The organism is Fundicoccus ignavus (assembly GCF_009659375.1).
Taxonomy (GTDB): domain Bacteria; phylum Bacillota; class Bacilli; order Lactobacillales; family Aerococcaceae; genus Fundicoccus; species Fundicoccus ignavus.
This window is the reverse complement of the sequence record NZ_WJQT01000011.1, coordinates 30,609-51,244: the sequence shown is the minus strand read 5'-3', so window position 1 is coordinate 51,244 and position 20,636 is coordinate 30,609. Positions and strand designations below refer to the sequence as shown.

The 20,636-nt window shown below is 35.8% G+C and carries 18 protein-coding genes; 13 read left to right on the top strand and 5 right to left on the bottom strand.

Going from position 1 to position 20,636, the window contains the following annotated elements:
- Window positions 1-190: 190 nt before the first annotated feature.
- Window positions 191-1,285 (bottom strand): FUSC family protein, encoded by a 1,095-nt coding sequence (locus tag GF867_RS08470; RefSeq protein WP_153832672.1) that lies wholly within the window; start codon window positions 1,283-1,285, stop codon window positions 191-193.
- A gap of 195 nt (window positions 1,286-1,480) precedes the next feature.
- Here GF867_RS08470 and GF867_RS08465 point away from each other — a divergent pair, with 195 nt between their 5' ends.
- Window positions 1,481-1,936, top strand: coding sequence for a Fur family transcriptional regulator (locus GF867_RS08465; RefSeq protein WP_153832671.1), 456 nt, complete (start codon window positions 1,481-1,483; stop codon window positions 1,934-1,936).
- Between the two features lie 69 nt (window positions 1,937-2,005).
- On the opposite strand, the gene trpS is transcribed toward GF867_RS08465, so the two are convergent.
- Window positions 2,006-2,989 (bottom strand): tryptophan--tRNA ligase, encoded by a 984-nt coding sequence (gene trpS, locus GF867_RS08460; protein WP_153832670.1) that lies wholly within the window; start codon window positions 2,987-2,989, stop codon window positions 2,006-2,008.
- Window positions 2,990-3,442: 453 nt separating this feature from the next.
- Here trpS and spxA point away from each other — a divergent pair, with 453 nt between their 5' ends.
- From spxA to GF867_RS08435, 5 genes are all read left to right on the top strand, one after another.
- A complete protein-coding gene (spxA, locus tag GF867_RS08455) occupies window positions 3,443-3,841 on the top strand; it encodes a transcriptional regulator SpxA (RefSeq protein ID WP_153832669.1) in 399 nt (132 codons plus the stop codon).
- An 823-nt stretch (window positions 3,842-4,664) separates the two neighbouring features.
- Window positions 4,665-5,390 (top strand): adaptor protein MecA, encoded by a 726-nt coding sequence (locus tag GF867_RS08450; RefSeq protein WP_153832668.1) that lies wholly within the window; start codon window positions 4,665-4,667, stop codon window positions 5,388-5,390.
- 81 nt (window positions 5,391-5,471) lie between these two features.
- Entirely contained in the window at window positions 5,472-6,590 is a 1,119-nt protein-coding gene (locus GF867_RS08445) for a competence protein CoiA family protein (protein WP_153832667.1), read from the top strand.
- A 71-nt stretch (window positions 6,591-6,661) separates the two neighbouring features.
- Entirely contained in the window at window positions 6,662-8,473 is a 1,812-nt protein-coding gene (gene pepF, locus GF867_RS08440; protein ID WP_153832666.1) for an oligoendopeptidase F, read from the top strand.
- 170 nt (window positions 8,474-8,643) lie between these two features.
- Window positions 8,644-9,951, top strand: coding sequence for a hypothetical protein (locus GF867_RS08435; RefSeq protein WP_153832665.1), 1,308 nt, complete (start codon window positions 8,644-8,646; stop codon window positions 9,949-9,951).
- A gap of 38 nt (window positions 9,952-9,989) precedes the next feature.
- On the opposite strand, the gene trmB is transcribed toward GF867_RS08435, so the two are convergent.
- The 3 genes from trmB to GF867_RS08420 form a co-directional block, all read right to left on the bottom strand.
- A complete protein-coding gene (trmB, locus tag GF867_RS08430) occupies window positions 9,990-10,634 on the bottom strand; it encodes a tRNA (guanosine(46)-N7)-methyltransferase TrmB (protein WP_153832664.1) in 645 nt (214 codons plus the stop codon).
- 37 nt (window positions 10,635-10,671) lie between these two features.
- Window positions 10,672-11,454, bottom strand: coding sequence for a phosphotransferase family protein (locus GF867_RS08425; RefSeq protein WP_153832663.1), 783 nt, complete (start codon window positions 11,452-11,454; stop codon window positions 10,672-10,674).
- A 105-nt stretch (window positions 11,455-11,559) separates the two neighbouring features.
- Entirely contained in the window at window positions 11,560-11,916 is a 357-nt protein-coding gene (locus tag GF867_RS08420) for a PepSY domain-containing protein (protein WP_153832662.1), read from the bottom strand.
- Window positions 11,917-12,459: 543 nt separating this feature from the next.
- Here GF867_RS08420 and pepA point away from each other — a divergent pair.
- The 7 genes from pepA (at window position 12,460) to coaE (ending at window position 20,616) form a co-directional block, all read left to right on the top strand.
- On the top strand, window positions 12,460-13,536 hold the full coding sequence (gene pepA / locus GF867_RS08415) for a glutamyl aminopeptidase (protein ID WP_153832714.1): 1,077 nt from the start codon (window positions 12,460-12,462) through the stop codon (window positions 13,534-13,536).
- Between the two features lie 64 nt (window positions 13,537-13,600).
- The gene (ytpR, locus tag GF867_RS08410; protein WP_153832661.1) at window positions 13,601-14,227 is read left to right on the top strand and encodes a YtpR family tRNA-binding protein; all 627 of its coding nucleotides are present in this window, start codon (window positions 13,601-13,603) and stop codon (window positions 14,225-14,227) included.
- 43 nt (window positions 14,228-14,270) lie between these two features.
- Window positions 14,271-15,020 carry a hypothetical protein gene (locus tag GF867_RS08405; RefSeq protein WP_153832660.1) on the top strand — a complete coding sequence of 250 codons (750 nt, stop codon included), beginning with the start codon at window positions 14,271-14,273 and terminating at the stop codon, window positions 15,018-15,020.
- Between the two features lie 14 nt (window positions 15,021-15,034).
- Window positions 15,035-16,369, top strand: coding sequence for a UDP-N-acetylmuramate--L-alanine ligase (gene murC / locus GF867_RS08400; RefSeq protein WP_153832659.1), 1,335 nt, complete (start codon window positions 15,035-15,037; stop codon window positions 16,367-16,369).
- A gap of 92 nt (window positions 16,370-16,461) precedes the next feature.
- Window positions 16,462-19,128: a DNA polymerase I gene (polA, locus tag GF867_RS08395; RefSeq protein WP_172973992.1), complete on the top strand. Its 2,667-nt coding sequence runs from the start codon at window positions 16,462-16,464 to the stop codon at window positions 19,126-19,128.
- A 34-nt stretch (window positions 19,129-19,162) separates the two neighbouring features.
- Complete coding sequence (gene mutM, locus GF867_RS08390) at window positions 19,163-20,008, top strand: DNA-formamidopyrimidine glycosylase (RefSeq protein WP_153832658.1); 846 nt, start codon at window positions 19,163-19,165, stop codon at window positions 20,006-20,008.
- Window positions 20,009-20,022: 14 nt separating this feature from the next.
- A complete protein-coding gene (gene coaE / locus GF867_RS08385; RefSeq protein WP_153832657.1) occupies window positions 20,023-20,616 on the top strand; it encodes a dephospho-CoA kinase in 594 nt (197 codons plus the stop codon).
- The last annotated feature ends 20 nt before the right edge of the window (window positions 20,617-20,636 follow it).

Sequence of the window (20,636 nt, the reverse complement as noted above, 5' to 3'; positions counted from 1 at the left end):
ACCAACAAAAGTGAAGCGATATAATCAAGTTAAAACTGCTAAACGGAATTTTAAGGCTTCGGACTCGGCCGATATTTTCTCATAAGGACTAAAAATTAAGGTTATAAATTTCAATGAAATATTTGTTGAAATTATAAGAGCCTACAAAAAAAGATTGTCGTAAATTATATGACAATCTTGAAGTTTTAATTTATTCTCTCAATTCATCATGGGAAGAATCGTATTCCTGGCCATGTTCATGTAATTTATAACTACGTACAAGTCGGTTGAGGTTTGTTAAATTTTCTTCATAATAGAAACTAGCAGCCAAGATGTGGGTGACGCCATTGGCTTCAAATTGATGGTGTTCTTTCGTTTCTTCCTGATGTTTCGCTTCATTGAAGAACATGTTTAAGTATTCATCACGATTTTCACGATTCATTTCCATATAATTCACAGCTTCAGGCGGTACTTTTCCGTAAAACTTCATGATAATTTGCTCGTGAGCTGTCATTAATGTTTCTAATCTTTCACGGAAAATCGTCCGAGTTTCGTCTGGAAAGTCGTGATAAACGTGATTATATTTGTGTAAGGTTGTCAGTAAATCGATGGCGCTTTGCGTGGTGCGTCCCATATATCTGAAAATCACTAATTTTCTTGCACGAGCTACTCTTTCAGTTTTGGAGATAATCCATTCTTCACTGATTAAATTAAACAAATTATTGAATTGTTTCATCTGTTTACGTGCCCATTGTAAGTCGCGGTGAAGAATTGCAAAGTCAGTATTTTTTCTTAAGGTGGCACGAGTTAGTAATAAAACTTCACTCGTAACAGTTTCTAATGTTTTGAAAAATTGGACATCATGTTTAGGTGGATGAATCAGTAAGTTAATGACAAAAGAAATAGTGACACCAATGATTGTCTCAATGACTCGCGTAAAAGCAGCCAGAATATAGTTTGTATCATTAGTCAACATGATTACGACTAATGTAACAACCGTTAAAGGAATTACATCACTCAATTTCAGACCGTTTAAAATCGCAATCGTTAAAATTGCAGAGACCCCAATTGCGATGGGGGAACTGCCGAGTGCATAAATCATTAAAATCGCTATTAGACCGCCGATAGTATTTGCTACAACACGGCTAATGAATGTTTCGAATGATTTTTTTACTGAAGGTTGTGTAGATAAACTTGCCGCAATACCGGCTAGGGCCCCGCTACTATTTGGGAATAGTAAAAGTGAGGCATAAAGCGATAGTGTTATGGCAAGACCGGTCTTTAGAACCCGCGCGCCAATTTTCATATATGTTTAACTCCTATTATGTAAAGTGTTTTGAAATAAATTCTTTATATACTATATTAAAACAACTTTGAAAAATATCAAGCGGGAAGTGTAAATTTGAATCAACTTTTAAGCATAATTTAAGGAAAAATAGTATTTGGAAAAGATAAGGGATTTGTTATAATAACTATAATACTAAGTTGAAGGAGGCAAAAAATGACGAAGCATCATTTACACAGTCATGAACATTTGCTTGAAGAGGTTATTCAAGACTTAAAAGAAAAGAATATACGGATTACACCTCAACGTAAAGCAATTTTACACTATATGATTGAGAGTCATCAGCATCCGACAGTTGAAGAGATTTATCATGATTTATTACCCGAACAAGCTGGAATAAGTTTAGCGACGGTTTATAATAATTTGAAAGTTTTTGTGAATGAAGGGCTAATCAAAGAGTTAAAAATATCAGGAACAACCAGTAGATATGATTTTATCGCTCACGCCCATCACCATGTTGTTTGTGAAAATTGTGGCCGAATTGCTGACTTTGATTTTCCGACACTCGATCAGATTGAACGATCAGCTTCGGAACAAACGGGTTATGTCATCTACCATAGTAATTTAGAGGTACATGGTTTATGCCCAGAATGTCAGAAGACACTTCATTAAGACTTTGAAGCGTTTAATTGACTCAATGAAAAAAATCGCCTACAAAAAGTAGGCGATCAAGTTGATTGATTATTTCAGGCCAATTGCTTTTTCCATACGAGCTAAAGTACGGTTTGCCACTTCACTCGCTTTAATTGCACCCTCTTCAAGAATTTTGTCTAATTCGTCACCTGCTAATAATTCTTCGTATCGTTTTTGAATCGGCTCAAGAACGGACACGACAACCTCAGCTAAGTCACCTTTAAAGTTTCCATATCCTTGCCCTTCGTAACGAGCGACAATACTTTCAACTGATTCATCTGTTAATACTGAATACATTTCAAGTAAATTAGCAATTGCAGGTTGATTTATTTTGTCATATTGAACAATACCTAATGAATCCGTTACTGCACCTTTAATTTTCTTGGTAATCACTTTAGGATCATCCAACATTGAAATGTAAGATTTCGGATTAGCATCTGACTTACTCATTTTGCTTGTAGGATCTTGTAAGCTCATGACGCGACCACCAGCTTTGGGGAAAATTCCCTCAGGTTTTACAAGCATATCTTCGCCATATCTCGCATTGAAACGATCTACAAAATCACGAGCTAGTTCAATATGTTGTTTCTGGTCATCACCGACTGGAACAAATTGTGCATCATATAGCACAATATCTGCAACCATTAAAGGAGGGTAAACTAATAAACCAGCACCTATAGATTCTTGTTTAGATGATTTATCTTTATATTGAGTCATTCTTTCTAGTTCGCCGATTCCTGTATTACACATTACTATCCAAGCAGCTTGTGTGTGTGCAGGCACATCGGATTGCACAAAAATTGTTGATTTCTTAGGGTCAATACCTAATGCGATATATAATGCTGCTAATTGGCGTGTCATTTGTCTTAAGGTTTCAGGGTCTTGTGGAACCGTAATAGCATGTTGGTTAACAATGCAGTATGTTGCATCGTAATCATCTTGCAGCTGAGCAAAACCACGCATAGCACCGATATAATTACCAATAGTTGGAATACCAGAAGGCTGAACACCTGAAAAAATAGTAGGTTTCATAAAATTACCTCTCTTTTACTTTATAAGAAATACTTAAGAAATATGAAATTTAGTACGAATTTTATATATTTTTTTAAGTAATCGCTTTTAGTATTATAGCTTAAATTCGACTAAATGACAAAACTATTAAGTTATTAAGAAATTATAATTTGAATGAATATATAAAAATTGAAAGTTAATTAAATGATAGAGTGTGGTTTAGTGTTAGCACTTTGTTGTCAAGACAAGTTGATGTATCAAATATATGATGCTATACTTTGTAACATAAAGCGAATAAAAAATATTGTGAAATGCTATACGGAGTGTACTGTTTTAAAGTTAGGATAGATTTTATTTTTATTTTTATCCTTAGAATTAAATTGTAAGATTTTGTATGTATCACTTAGGAAAAACTCACGTATGATTATTGAATGAAGCAGGGAACATGTTCAAGAAAAGAAAGGAAGATCTTTTATGGTAACATTGTATATTACTCCTAGCTGCACGTCTTGTCGAAAAGCTCGAGCGTGGTTGGAAGAACATTCCATTCCTTATGTAGAGCGCAATATTTTTACTGATCCATTATCATTAACTGAAATTAAATCAATTCTTAGAATGACTGAAGAAGGAACTGAGGATATCGTGTCTACTCGTTCTAAAGCATATTCTGAATTGAATGTGGAGTTAAGTGAATTACCGCTGAATACCTTCTTTGAAATGGTACAAGCACAACCAGGCTTATTACGCCGTCCAATTTTAATTGATGAGAAACGTCTTCAAATTGGCTTTAATGAAGATGAAATCCGTCGCTTCTTGCCACGTGAAGTTCGTGCAAGAGAATTACAAAGAGCTCGCGCTTTAGTTAATGAGTAATCATTAAGGGCTACAATTAAATTGAATTTAAACAGAAGTGAGATTAGGTATATTACTTAATCTCGCTTCTTTTGTCTTTTTAAGGTTCATGTTGTATTGATGAAGTGCGCTCATTGTATTACTTTACCAAGGCCGAGGTCGCTTTCAAAGCCTTCACTGTCGTTTGTCTTTTCCAGCTCAATCGGCTAGGCTCTGACTAATTCGCTCCGCTCAAAATCAGAGCAAGCTGCGCCGATTGCCCATTAGACCGCTAAGGTAAATTCATACAATGAGCTATGTAAGAATGCAACGATGATTCTAGATTATGGTTAGGGGATTGCTGAACAAAGCTTTAATTGAAAATATTAAAATGTTTAGGGTTCGTGTTGTATTGATGAAGTGCGCTCATTGTATTACTTTACCAAGGCGGAGGTCGCTTTCAAAGCCTTCACTGTCGTTTGTCTTTTCCAGCTCAATCGGCTAGGCTCTGACTAATTCGCTCCGCTCAAAATCAGAGCAAGATGCGCCGATTGCCCTTTAGACCGCTAAGGTAAATTCATACAATGAGCTACGTGTGAATGCAACGATGATTCTAGATTATGTCTAAGAAGATTGTTGAAAATTGTCAATCAATCATTCATAAATTATTTTAAAACAATGATTGAAACAATCTTAAAATCTAAAGGTATTCTTTACATAAACTCTAATTAGTATTAGAATAACCAAGTGAAGGCGAATGTGTCTTGAATTTGTCTATGAAATAGTGCTATGATAGTAAGACAATTAGTTTGTTTATGAAAACATTAGTTGTATAATAGAAGTAGAATCATTAGGGGGTGACGATATGGAAATGGAACGTATAAATGAAAACTTAATCAAGGTGATGATTGGCTTAGATGATTTAGAAGAACGCGGGATTAATTTCCTGGATTTAATCGGTGATCAGTCAAGAATCGAAAAATTCTTTTATTCTATTTTAGAAGAAGTTGATGTTGACCATCATTTCCACGAGTCAGAGGCGGTAACATTCCAAGTTATTCCAAGTTCTGAAGGTTTAGAACTTTATATTAGCCGTACCAACCTAGATGAAATGGATGAGTTCTGGGAAGATGAGATAACTAAACGTATCCGCGATCGTAAGAAAGAACAGCGTAATAAGAAAAAAGAATCGACTAGTGAAGAGAACTCGCCGGCTGCTCAAGAGAAAAGTGACGAAGAGGAAAAGCATATGACACTTTTAGATTTGTTTAATCCTGAATATGCCGATCAAGACGGAGACATGGCTTATGAGGATGAAGTGATTGTCTTTAACCGTCTAGATGATTTTATTAAGATGGCGCGTGAATTGCCAACTGATAAACTGATTGCTAGTTTATATCATATGAATGAACGTTATTATTTAATTGTAACGGAAGTAGATATGACAATTAAGGATGAAGCAGCTTATCATAAAGTTTTAACAATGCTTGAATATGGTGAAACGCATCATACTACTCACGCAGTTTTAGATGAACATGGGACATTAATTCGAAAAGATGACGCCTTAGAATTCTTTGGATTAAATTTCTAGATAAATCTTAATTAAAATTTAAACAGTAAAAAAATAGAAATCCCCTCCTAAATGTGTATTTATACATAGGAGGGGATTTTTATGTATGCAGCTTATTCGAGTAAAGGTGAACTCATTTATGCCAATGATTTAAAAAAAATTTGCCGCCAATCTGTTTACTATTGTCCAGATTGCCAACAAGTTTTAAGTCACAAAATTAGCAGGAAGGGTAAAGGGTATTTCAGTCACGTAACGAGTTGTCAAAGTGACACCATTCAACGTGAAACAAAGGAAAGTTTAGAGCATCAGACTGGTAAGAGTTTGCTTAAATATAATCTCGAACTATCTGGTTATGAAGTTCATACTGAATACAACTTACCCCAGATTCAACAAATAGCAGATGTCTTTTATTATGGCAAAACTCAACAGAGTGTGGCGAACGTTTTGGAGTTTCAACGTGTACCTGTTAATTCAAGTCAAATCGAAACACGTCACACGAACTATTTGCAATTAGTAAAACATTGCCAATGGATAATCGATGATAAAGTTTTTAAGACAGGGTATCAACAAGTTTGGTTAAAAACAATGCTAAATTATTCAAAGGAACTAGGATTTCATTGGTGGGCTTTAGATATTAAACAAGCTGAACTCGTACTAAAATTTCGTATGCCCCTAATGTACGAGGTATATAATGTTAAAGTCGCCGAGCAACGATTTGATCTAAATAAAACGTTGGATAATTATTGGGACTTCAGTCAAGCTTCATTTCTTAATGATGTTTATTATTCAACTTATCGATTACCTATTAAGCAGAGAACTTATTTCCGACAGTTAAAAAGTATAATGGTTAACTCAATCTATCAAAATGATATACGCTTGTTATATGCAGAGGGAGTTTTACTACAAATGCTACCAGCTTGGATGTTGATGGAAAAATGGCATTTTCTTGTGTGTAAAACACCGGGTTGGCTTTGTTTAGCATGGTTTTACTGGCTTTTAAGTCAATTTGAGTTGAAGCAATTTACAACGAAAGATTTCGCTAAAGGAATTCAACAGTTAGTTGAAAGTGAGAAAATTGTTCTAGCAAGCTCACCTTTAATTTCAGTAGATATTTACCCTCATTTATCAGATGCAGTACTAACAAAATTTAAAGAAAAAAAATTAATCTTTAAAGTGAACAATATGCAGTGGCGAGTATTAACACAGCAAAATAGTTTCTAAATACTTAATAGGTGTGTTAAGATTATTTCTGTAATATTATTAAAGAATATAATCTTAGGAGGAGTTAGGTAATGACAACTCAACAAATTAAAACGCGTGACCAAGTAGAAGAAGCATACACATGGGATTTAACGGCAATGTTTGCGGACGATGCTGCTTGGGAACAAGAACTTACTGAATTGCAAGAAAAACTTCCAAAATTAGCTGCAGTACAAGGTAGCTTAAGTGAAAGCCCTGAGCAATTAACGGGAGCAATTGAAGTGTTACTCGATACACAAAGATCCTTAGAAAAAATCTATGTGTATGCATCGATGAAAAATGATCAAGACCAGAATAATACAACTTATCAAACACTTGATGCGAGAGCTATGCAATTATATAGTCAGTATGCTCAAACTGTTGCTTTCTTTGAACCAGAATTGTTAGCTATACCGGAAGAAACATTATCAAAATGGATTGAAGAAAATGATAGTTTAGCTTTTTATCGTCAAATGTTAGAAGATAAAACACGTTTTCGCGCCCATGTATTATCTCAAGAAGAAGAGCTATTATTAGCGCAAGCCAGTGAAGTTTTTGATGGTGCTAATAAAACGTTTGGTTTGTTAAATAATGCTGATTTAGTCTTTCCAGCAATTGAAGACGAGAATGGTCAACAAATTCAACTAACGCACAGCTTGTATGGAAAAATGTTAGAAAGTTCAGATCGTCGTGTACGACAAGATACATTTAAAGCCTTCTATAGTGTTTATGATCAATTTAAAAACACGATGGCTTCAGTATTAAGCACACAAATTAAAACGAATAATTATAAAGCTAAAGTGCGCCGTTTTAACTCAGCAAGAGAAGCGGCTCTATTCAGAAATAACATTCCTGAATCAGTGTATGATACATTATTATCAACAGTAGAGAACCGCTTAAGTTTATTGCATCGTTATGTTGCGTTAAGAAAAGAATTATTAAAGGTAGATAACTTAGAAATGTACGACATGTATACACCTTTGTTAGGTGATGCACCGATTAAATTTAATTATGAAGAAGCAAAAGAAATCACATTGAAAGCTCTAGCACCGCTGGGTGACGATTATGTGTCAATTATGCAAGAAGCTTTTGATGAACGTTGGATTGATTTGTTTGAAAATAAAGGAAAACGCAGTGGAGCTTACTCTTCAGGAACTTACGATAGTAAACCATATATTTTAATGAATTGGCAAGATAACATCAATTGGTTATATACATTAGTTCATGAACTTGGTCATAGTGCGCATAGTTACTTAACGCATAAACATCAAGAATATGCATACGGAGATTATTCAATTTTCTTAGCTGAAATTGCTTCAACAACAAATGAAAACTTATTGACGAACTATTTATTAGAAACTTATCAAGAACCGCATGTACGTTTATACATTTTGAACCATTTCTTGGATGGTTTGAAAGGCACAATGTTCCGTCAAACACAATTTGCTGAATTTGAACACTTTATGTATGAATCAGATGCAAATGGCCAACCATTAACGCAGCAATTCTTATCAGATAATTACCGTGAAATGAATGCCAAATATTATGGACCATCCGTTAATTCTGATTCAGAAATTGCCCTAGAATGGACACGCATTCCGCACTTCTATTACAATTATTATGTGTTCCAATATGCGACTGGATTTGCAGCGGCGACTGCCTTTTCTAATTGGATTCTTGCTGGTAAAGAGGGCGCGTTAGAGAAATATCTTGGTTTCTTAAAGTCAGGTAGTAGCCAATACGCAATTGATACAATGAAAACGGCAGGTTTAGATATGACTCAAAGTGATTATATTGATGCAGCGTTAGATGTATTTGAAAATCGTCTAAATGAATTTGAAACACTATTAGCACAGAAAAAATAAACAAGTTATTCTGAATACCCCCAGACTATCGATAAAGTAGTTTGGGGGTATTGTGTGTAAATTAGGAGAAATTGTGAATTTTGTTTGTCATAATATTTAATTGCTTGAAACCCACATAAAATGAACTATACTGAAGAAAACACTAACAAAATATTAAAGGAGGCGCTTTAATGAGAGCGAGCTATGAGAATCTCAATTTAATTTTACGTGGCTTAATTGCGATTATTGTTGGCCTGTCTTTATTTGTTTTTCAAGAGTGGGTAATTATCTTTTTTACGCAGGTGATTGTTGCATTTCTCTATATAAATGGTGGTGCCAAATTTGTTCAAGTGGTGATGTGGCAAAGAAGTAATCGACGATTAACAGAAATCATGATGCAATTGTTTGTTGCTTCGGCTCATTTGATGGTGGCATCGTGGTTACTACTCGAACAAGATTTTACAACAGTTTTTTTAGTTAAATCAATTGGTTACTACCAAATCTTGATGGCGCTCATTAATTTATTTTCATTTAGTTTAATGGTAAAAGATGATGCTGGAAATAGAGTAGATGTCTTAATTAGAGCACTTATTCATTTAGGCTTTGGCTTATCGAGCCTAATCTTACCTACAGCAATTAACAGTACACTAAATCGTGTCGGATGGTACTTCATTTTATTGGGATTAGCATCGATTATGGATGGAAGAGAACTTTCTGATAAGGCAACATATCGGAGTGGCCGCAGTAGACGTTGGAGAATTACAGCACCCATTTGGTTCACGTTATTATTACCTGATTCGACGATTCAAAAATTTAATCAGTATTTTACAAATAAGGAACTAGATGCTCAACAATTTGTGCAGCAAAACCGTGAGGTTTATGTTAATTATGATCCTTTAGCATTAGAAGTGTTTATTCATGTGGGCAAAGAAGGGTTTAATCGAGTGGGACATGTTGACATTAGCTATCAAGATAAAGTTTATTCTTATGGCAATCATGATATTGAATCGCGTCAACTCTTTGACTTAATAGGAGATGGTGTACTTTTTGTAGTCGATAAACAAAAATACATTGAATATTGTATGCAAGAAGGCTCAACGGTGATGGTATATGGTATTCATTTATCAAATTTGCAGAAAATCGCACTTGAAGCGGAACTAGCTGCCATAAAAAAAGATACGATGGTTTGGCATTTGACCACTGATGCTCAGAGGCATGATTACATTGGACGTATGCAGTTGGCGACTCAAGCGCAACTTTATAAGTTTAAACGAGGTAAATTTAAGACGTATTTTGTAATGGGGACGAATTGTGTCTTGCTTGCTGACCAGGTGATTGGGACCAGTGGTATGGATATTCTAGCTCTTAATGGGATTCTGACACCGGGTTCTTATTTGGCTTATTTCGAAAGAGAGTCTATGAAAAAAGGGTCTTTCATTTCGGCGAAGTTTGTCATTAATGAAGGGATTTACCAAGAAAAACATATTGCAAATCAATAAAAAAACTCGCAACTACTTATGTAGCGGCGAGTTTTTGTTTATTCTGTTTTAAAATTAGCTTCTAGACGATAAATACGAGAGCCTCTTGAAGAGAATTTTTCTTCGTATTCTGTCATAATGTTACCTTCATAATCAGAAGTATGTAAATCTAACCAAACTTGCTTAAATGACATGCCATATTGTGACATGCTTGAAAGTGAGTATTCAAACAAACCTTGATTATCAGTTTTAAAATGAATTTCTCCTTGAGGTTTAAGGATTGCTTGGTATTGACGTAGAAAGTCTGGAGAAGTTAGACGTCGTTTCTCGTGACGTTTTTTCGGCCAAGGGTCACTAAAGTTTAAGTAAACACGGTCCAATTCACCAGGTGAGAAATATTGAGATAAATCACGGCCATCACCATTTACGATTTGTAAATTAGGTAATTGAGCTTCGATTTGTAATTCTAGTACTGAAACAACTACACTCGTTTGTAATTCCATACTAATATAATTAATATTTGGGTGAGCTTTGGCCATTTCTACAATAAAACGACCTTTACCAGAACCAACTTCTAGATGGATTGGCTGTTCTTTTGCAAAACGCGTTTGCCATTTGCCTACTAGTTCTTCTGGTTTTTGAGGGACAAAATGAGGATACTCATTTAATTTATCTTGAGCCCATGGCTTGTGTCTTAAACGCATAGTTAGACTATCTCCTTGTCTGTGTTGTGACTAGTGCTTATTGCTCGTAAATACTCTTTAGCAATAACACAATTTCATTTAATTTATGATGACGATTTTCGTTGAAATATTGTTTGATTAGGAATAAACAGTTGATGATGCTATACCATCTAACACGTTTATAAAAACTGTCAGTTACCGTAAAATCATAAGCTTCAAACCAATCCATCCATTCACTTGGTTGGAAGTACTGAACTAACAATAAGGTGATATCACTTAATGGATCAGCGACGCGGACATTATCCCAATCCACTAGGTATAGTTGTTCATCAGCTGCTACTAAAAAGTTGTTGTGGTTTAAATCACCATGACAAACAACATAATCTACTGAGTAGAAGTCATCATCGATTGAATCTTCTAAGTCATGAATGACTTGATTGAAGAATTGGTGGTTTTGTAGTGACGGTGCTAAATCATTGAAGTATAAATCAATGAGATCAAGTGGTCGGCACACGTTGCCTTCAACGAATCTCAACATGTTCAATAAGTAAGTTGAATCATGGATATCTTTGATTAATTTGATAACTTCTGTATCTGCCATATTTTCTTTAGTCAGCAGATCACCTTCAGTCCAATCTTGGGCAGTTAAAATATCTCCAGAGTAAGTTCTCTGTGTCCATCTTAGCTTTGGAGTGATACCTGAAGCAGATAAAGCAGCGATAAAGGGAGAAGTATTACGTTTGAGAAAGACTTTCTCATTACTTTTTACACCCATGTAGGCTTGCCCGGTGTTTCCACCAATCGGATGCAATTGCCAATCTTCTTTCTCCTTAAAAGCCATAATAGAGCTCCTTTCATCATATCTTAATACAGTTAAGCGTATTTATTCACGAAACTATATTGTATCACGTCAAAAGCTATGGTCAAGCCTTTTTGTAAAGAAAAATTAATATAATTGTGACTTTATGTCATCGGTTGAGGCAATAAATGTGTCTAGAATGTCTCCAGTGTAAATATCACATGCGAATTGATAGTTTACAACTTTATTATGTTCAATGCGGCTAATACCACCAATGTAGACTAGAGGCTTACTATCATAAGCTTCGTATGCAACAGGTTCATAATCAATCCATGAGCCTTCAATCGGTCCTTGTGCCTTAAAGATTTGACGTACTTGATTTAAGGTTTTACCAGCATTAACTGTTTTGTTTTCTTTATAAAAAATGACGGCAGCAGCACCTAATATAATACCAGTTGTAAGAAGTAATGCTCCTGTTATGTTGTTTTGTCGTTTGTTTAACATCTCGACACTCCTTTTTTGTTATAATTATAAAATTTATGTTTTTTTAATAAGCTTTGTACTTCGCTCAGCTTATTGTTTTCCAGGGTGGTGGTCGCTTTTAAAGCTCTATTGATGATTGTGACGTTTGTGCTTTTCCAGATTAATCGGCTAGGCTCAGATTGCTTCGCTACGCTCAAGATCAGCGCAAGCGATTCTATTAGTAGCGATGGATTGCCCCTCATACCGCTTTGGAAAAAAAGTCGCTGATCTACGTAAAGTATGGCTGTGTTATTAAGTTAAAACGGCTAAATTTAATTTAAGGGCCTCAGATTTGTTCGAGGAATCCTCAGGTTTGTAAGACTCATTGTACCATTATTCGTGGCACTCTGTGAAATAATACAAAAGCTTTGTTAGCAATAATTATTAAAAAAACTTAAAGGAATGGAAGGATATCTTAAAGAGCAAAACATTGATTTTACAAGGGCTTTGTGTAAAAATGGAGTAGATATACAGATGAATATTGTTGTTGAAAAGGAGGCGGCAGATTTAATCTGTCACAGGTATATGGAAGAAAAAACATTTAAATTAATTAAAGACTTAACGGAATTACAAGGGATTTCTGGTAATGAAGGGCGCGTTCGCCAGTATTTAAAAGAACAAATGACACCGCTAGTAGATGAAGTCAACATTAGTGGATTAGGTAATGTTTTTGGGATTAAACGTAGCCAAGACACTTCGGCTCCTAAACTTATGTTAGCTGCTCACATGGATGAAGTTGGTTTTATGGTGAGTCGAATTACAGCGAATGGGCTGTTAAGTGTCGTGCCAATTGGAGGCTGGAATCCTTATAGCGTATCAGCGCAACGTTATACACTTCAAACACGCAAAGGAGACTATGTATGTATTTCTAGTTCCGTTGCCCCTCATTTACTAAGAGGACAAGATGGTGCTAAAAGCTTAAAAGTGGAAGATATCCTATTTGATGCAGGTTTCGAATCTAAAGAAGAAGCATTAGAATATGGAGTTAGACCAGGTGATTCAATCGTACCAGCAACGGAAACAGTATATTCAGCGAATAAAAAGAATATCATTGCGAAGGCATGGGATAACCGTTATGGTTGTGCTGTTATGTTAGAAACGCTTGAAGCGGTTAAAGATTTAGGATTAGCATCTACTTTAATTGCGGGCGCAACTGTCCAAGAAGAAGTAGGTTTACGCGGCGTTAAAGGTGCTGTTCATGAATTCCAACCCGATGTATTCTTAGCAGTCGATTGTTCGCCAGCTAATGATTCGGAAGGGAAGAAAGATGAATTTGGTCAATTAGGAGAAGGTTTCCTATTAAGAGTTCAAGATCCTGGACACATTACACATAAAGGCATGCGCGAATATCTATTGGATACTGCGGAAACAAATGATATCCCATATCAATTCTTCTTTTCTAAGGGTGGAACTGACGCTGGTGCAGCTCATGTCATGAATGCTGGAGTCCCAAGTGCTGTCATAGGAGTAGCGGGTCGCTATATTCATGGTCACCAAACATTATTCAGAATCTCGGATTATGAAGCAGCACGCGAAATGGTGAAACAAATTGTTACGACATTTGATCGTACAACTTTAGAAACTATTCTTCAAAATAGCTAATAAATGTAGTAGAATAGTAAGGCTATAGATAAATTATTTAACACAAGGAAGGACTATATAACAAATGTGGTTAGCTTTTTATAACAAACAAGCAGTAGGCGATGTCTTAATGTTGACAAGTGGAACGATTTCAGACGATCACGTCGTGACAGAATCTAAACAAAATATTACTTTAATTAATGACCGTACAAATGATCAAACGGTAGCAGTAAATATCTTTAATATCTCTGAATCTTTTGAAATTAGTGACAATGGTCCGGTTTTATTAACAGAAGAGCAAGTGACTAAAGTTAATGAATTAATTAAAGCTGCTGGTTTCAATCTAGCAATTGAAGTAGATAACACACCTAAATTAGTTGTAGGTTATGTTGAAGAATGTAAAGCACATGAAGACAGCGATCACTTAAGCATTACTCAAACTCGCGTAAGTGAAGATGAAGTGTTACAAATTGTATGTGGTGCGCGTAATATTGCAAAAGGACAACATGTTCTAGTTGCAAAACCAGGCGCAGTAATGCCTTCTGGAGCCATTATTTGGCCAGGTGAGTTACGTGGCGTTGAAAGTTTCGGTATGATTTGTTCAACACGTGAATTGGGTTTAGCTCACCTGGAAGATTTACCAGGAATTTGGGAATTAAGACCACAATTTTCAGTGGGCACAGCTTTAGCTGATGTAGTGGCTGCTTACTAAACCTTTGTAACTGAACAATCTAATCAATGAAGGAGGTTCAAAGATGAGTGAATATGATGGACCAGTTTTTAATCAAAATAAAACAAGTCAATCTCATGCGACAAAGAAACGTCGCTTTAATCAAATGTCTCAAAGAGAAGTTGATAAAACTCGCTTTGAGCCTGCTCTAAAAGAAAGAAAAAAATTATATCCTGAACGTAATGAGACTGTTGGTTTTTCAGAAGGAAAAGAAAAGACGTTATTTCCTCCTCGCAAACACCAACGAGCTAATCAAGGGGAAATGGAAGAGGATGGCAGTCAACAACGCAATTTTGAGGAACAAGTGCTTGAACAAATTCAACAGGTAACTCAGAAACAAACACAAGTTAGTAATCAACGAGCTTTAAGTGCAACACCGCAGGATGACTATCAAATACCCTTTCTAAAAAGACAGGATAAGCAAAGAAAACAACTTGACCGAGCTTCTTTAGCAAATGCGATGCAAGAACATCAATTACAACCGATGAACCAACCGAGTAAACCGAATCGACCTATTAGAGTTGAAACGTCACCAGCATTTGAAAATGAAGCCATTTTAGAAGAAGATAAGCAAGAAACTAATGAAACATCTAAGAAGACGAACTATGAGCACGAAACAATCATGGATAAAAAGCCACAGCCAGTCTTTCAACCGACAGAACTTCCTAAACCTTATAAAGGTAATGAGCGACGCAATGAAGATGTGGAAGAAATAAGGGAACTTGCGAAACGTTTAGTAAAAACAAAAGATACGTTTTTACTGTTTGAACATTAGGAGGAACAATTTAAATGATAAACAAAGACACGACCTATCATTTTGTCGGAATTAAAGGATCTGGGATGAGTGCCTTGGCCTTGATTCTTCATGGTGAAGGTTACCAAGTGCAAGGTAGTGATATTGGCAAATATTTCTTTACACAACAAGAATTAGAAAACCAAAACATTACAATGTTGGAGTTTGATGCGGATAATATTAAGGCGGGTCAAACAATTATAGCAGGGAATGCTTTCGGAGACGATCACGTAGAACTTGTCCGCGCACAAGAATTAGGCTTACCGATTCATCGTTACCATGATTTTATTGGCGACTTAATTACTCAATATACAAGTATTGCCGTAACAGGATCGCATGGGAAAACATCAACAACTGGATTACTTTCACATACATTGAAAAACCTTGCGCCGTTAAGTTATTTAATTGGCGATGGTACTGGTTTTGGTGATGAATCTTCAAGTTACTTCGCATTAGAAGCTTGTGAGTATCGTCGTCATTTTCTAGCTTATAAACCAGACTATGCGATTATTACCAATATCGATTTTGATCATCCGGATTACTATCGTTCGATTGAAGATGTTTTTCATGCATTTCAAACATTTGCACTTCAAGCTAAGAAAGCAATTGTTGCTTGTGGTGAGGATGAATATTTACCAACTCTAGAAGCCGATGTTCCGGTTTACTATTATGGATTCAATCCAAAATTTGACGCTTATGCTAAAGCGATTGAACGTACAATTGACGGGTCTGATTTTGATGTGATCATTAAAGGTGAGTTATTCGGACGCTTCCATTTACCAGCTTATGGAGAACATAATATTCTAAATGCTTTATCGATTATTATGGTATTGTACTTAGAGGGCTTTAAAGCTGAAGATATTGCAGAGCATCTAGCAACTTTTGGTGGTGTAAAACGTCGTTTTTCCGTTAAACAAGTACATGATTTAACTTTAATTGATGATTATGCGCACCACCCATCAGAAATTCGCGCTACAATTGATGCAGCTAAACAAAAATATCCAAATCGCGATGTAATCGCAATTTTCCAACCGCATACGTTTAGTCGTACGGTAGCGTTACTGAATGAATTTGCAGAATCATTAAACTTAGCTGATGAAGTCTATTTAGTCGATATTTTTAATTCAGCTCGTGAAGCTAAGGGTGAGGTTACAATTCAAGATTTAGCTAATTTAATTAAAGATGATGTTGAAATCATTTCAAGTGAACACTTATCACCTTTAATGAAATATCAAGACGCAGTTATCTTATTTATGGGAGCAGGAGACATTGATCAAATTGCTCGTCAATTTGAAGCATCTTATGCTCAACTGACACCTAACAAATTATAAAAGTCTACAGGTCAACGAAGGATAGAATTAATATCTCGTTGGCCTTTTCGTATCATTAAAGAAGAACAGGCAAGAAGAACAGGAGAGAGTTTATGGCGAAACGTAAAATAATGTTAATTGACGGTAGTAGTTTAGCTTTTAGAGCTTTCTATTCGATTCTTAATATTGAAAACTTTAAAAATAAAGCAGGTCTACATACGAATGCATTGTTTAGCTTTAATCGTATGTTAGATGATGTCTTAAAACAGTTTGAACCTACACACGTTTTAGTGGCATTTGATAAGAGTGAAGTAACATTTAGAACAGCTAAATATCAGGAATATAAAGGTGGACGTCAAAAAACACCTAGTGAATTTAAAGAACAAATGCCATATTTCAGGGTGTTATTAGATGCTTATGGAATCACTCATTATGATATTTTAAATTATGAAGCAGATGATGTGATTGGTACATTGGCTTATCAATCTGAGCCAGAAGATGAAGTTATTATCATTTCAGGTGATAAGGACTTAACTCAATTGGCTGCTGAGCATGTAACTGTTTATATCACTCGCAAAGGAGTTAGTGAATTAGAAAGCTATACACCTGAAGTTATTCGTGAGAAATATGACTTAACTCCTGAGCAAATTATTGACATGAAAGGCCTAATGGGCGATAGCTCGGATAATTATCCAGGTATCACGCGTATTGGTGAGAAAACAGCGCTGAAGTTATTACATCAATTCGGTTCTGTCGAGAATATGTATGAAAACTTAGATGAATTAAAAGCATCAAAAATGAAAGAAAACATTATTAACGACCGAGAACAAGCTTTTATGAGTAAAGACTTAGCACGTATTCTGCATGATGCACCGTTAGAAATCACATTAGAAGACACTGTCTACCAAGGACGAAACGTCGATGAATTAATGGAATTTTACCGTCAAATGGAATTTAACGTAGCTTTAAAAGCTCTACAGGCTGAAATGACGGATACGAGTAGTCATGAAGAAGCCGCTGCTCAATTACCGCAATACGAAATTGAATGTTTAGAAGCAATTGTAGCAGAACATTTGCCTACTAGAGCGGTATTATATACTGAAATGTTAGAAGATAACTACCATTTTGGTGAGGTAGTTGGAATTGCTTGGGCAGATATAAAAGAACAAAAAGTTTATATTACCAGCGAAGAAGTCGCGTATAATAGTGAGCTGTTTAAGGATTGGCTATCTTCAAAGGATCATGAAAAAGTAACGCTTGATAGTAAACGAGAGCGTGTTATTGCTGCGAATCGTGGAGCTGAATTCAACGGTATTAGCTTTGATACTCTGATCGCGACTTATTTAATTGATGTTCATAATGCGCAAGAATTGACAGATATTGTGCGCATAGTCGATGTACCAAGTATCGTTTTATATGATGAGGCTGTTTATGGTAAAGGTGCAAAGAAAGCTGTTCCTGAAGATAAAGCAGTCTTTAACCAACACTTGGCAAATAAAATCATTACTATGGTAGCGTTAGAGGAACCATTAAAAGAAAAATTATCAGAGCTACATATGTTAGAGTTATTCCAAGAAATCGAAATGCCATTAGCAATTATTTTAGCGGATATGGAAATTCGTGGAATTGCGGTCAACCGTGAAGTGCTTGAAGTTCGTAATGAGAAGATGATTAAGCTTTTAGCTCAAATGGAAACTAGTATCCATGAACATGCTGGAGAAGAGTTCAATGTAAATTCGCCTAAACAATTAGGTGTTATCTTATTTGAAAAATTAAATCTTCCTGTTATTAAAAAGACAAAAACAGGCTATAGTACTGCAGCAGATGTCTTAGAAAAATTGCAAGGTAGTCATCCAATTATTGATGAAATTCTTGAGTACCGAACTTTATCTAAGTTACAAGGAACTTATTTAGCAGGGTTACCACCTTATATTAAAGGGGACGGCAAAATCCATACGCGTTTTGTTCAAACTTTAACGCAAACGGGTCGACTAAGTAGTACTGATCCAAACCTTCAGAACATTCCGATTAGAATTGAAGAAGGTCGCAAAATACGCCAAGCATTTGTCCCTTCAAAACCTAATTGGCAACTATTCGGTGCGGATTATTCTCAAATAGAATTACGTGTCTTAGCACATATCAGTCAAGATGAGCACATGATGCAAGCTTTTAAAGATGGCGAGGATATTCATGCGGCTACTGCACGACGTGTATTTAATTTACCAGCCGACGAAGCAGTAGACAGCAATCATCGTCGTCAAGCCAAGGCGGTGAACTTTGGAATTGTTTATGGAATAAGTGACTATGGTTTATCTCAAAATTTAGGAATTTCAAGACCAGAAGCCAAAAGCTTTATTGATCGTTACTTTGAACAGTATCCTGGTATCGAGCAATTTATGAAAGATGTTGTAACACAGGCTAAGCAAGATGGTTATGTGAGCACGCTATTTAATCGTCGTCGTTATTTACCAGATATACATTCAAGTAACTTTAATATACGTTCATTTGCTGAGCGAACAGCGATCAATTCACCAATTCAAGGAACAGCTGCAGATATACTAAAAATCGCCATGGTTCGATTAGAAGCCGCTTTAAAAGAAGAAGGATTAGAAGCGCGTATTCTTTTACAAGTACATGATGAGTTGATCTTGGAAGCACCTGCCGAAGAGATTGAACGTTTAGAAATTTTGGTACCACAAATTATGGAAAACGCAGTGGAATTGTCGATTCCTCTGAAAGTAGATTATAATAGTGGTAACGATTGGTATGAATTGAAGTAGTTATATTGCGATTAAGAAGATAGGGGGGCATGATTTGCCAGAATTACCAGAAGTTGAAACGGTTCGTAAAGGCCTTGAACAATTAGTTATCAACAAAACGATTGCTAAAGTGTTAGTCACATGGCCCCGAATTATTACTACAGATATGTCCTTAGACCAATGGCAGCATGAGTTAGAAGGACAGACAATTAAGCAGTTGGGACGACGTGGAAAATATTTAATTTTTCATTTGTCTGACTGTTTGTTGATATCCCATTTAAGAATGGAAGGGAAATATATCTATTATCCTGATGAAGAAAGTATTTTGCCTGAAAATGCTAAGCATACTCATGTGCGCTTTCTTTTTGAGGATGGTAGTCAATTGCACTATCATGATGTCCGAAAGTTCGGGAGAATCGAACGTATTGCTCAAAATGATTTAAGGCTATATTTTGAAAAGAAAAAATTGGGGCCCGAACCGATTGCTGAAGAGTTTGATTTAGAAATATTTCGTCAGCAGCTAAAAGTGATTAAGAAGGCGATTAAACCTGCTTTGTTGGAACAAAAGTTAGTGGTCGGCTTAGGGAATATTTATGTCGATGAAACTTTATTTAGAGCTAAAATCCATCCAGCTATGCCTGCGAATCAATTGAATGATGCCCAAGTTGAAATACTACATCAAGAGATAATGGCTGTTTTATCTGAAGCTGTGATAGCAGGGGGCTCTACAATCAGAACCTATAAAAACAGTTTAGGTGAAGCAGGAAAATTTCAGCAAGTATTAGCTGTTTATGGTCGTCAGGATTTACCTTGTGTAAACTGTGGCACACTGATTAATAAAATTCAGTTTGCTCAAAGAGGGACGCACTATTGTCCAAATTGTCAACGATTAAGCGAGTGATTAGGAGGAATTAAATGTTTATTATTGGACTAACAGGATGTATTTCAACAGGGAAATCCACTGTAGCACGTTATTTAAAGCAATTAGAAATTCCAGTAATTGATATGGACCTAATCGCGCGTGAAGTAGTGGAACCTGGAACTTTAGGCTTACAAAAACTAGTTTCTGAATTTGGTGAAGAGATTTTAATGGATGAAGGGACGTTAAATCGAGCAGCTTTAGGCGAGTTGATTTTTAATAATGAAGTGGCACGTCAAGCACTTAATAACATCTTACATCCCTTAATCTTTCAAACCGCAGAAGCTAAGCGTGAAAACTATCGTAAGCAAGGGAAACCATTGATTGTGATGGACATACCTCTATTATATGAAACCAGTGATTTGAAGGATTTTGATGAAGTCTGGGTTGTATACGTACCTGAAGAAATACAATTACAACGCTTGATGAAACGCGATTCTTTAAATGAGCAAGAAGCTAAAGCTCGCATTGCCTCTCAGATGAGTATTGAAGAGAAAAAGATGATAGCGGATGTCGTTATCGATAATTCTGGGAGTATCGAAGCAACGCAAGAACAAGTGCGTCAACAATTGAAACGCTATATTCATTAATAAACAGTTCACCTTTATGT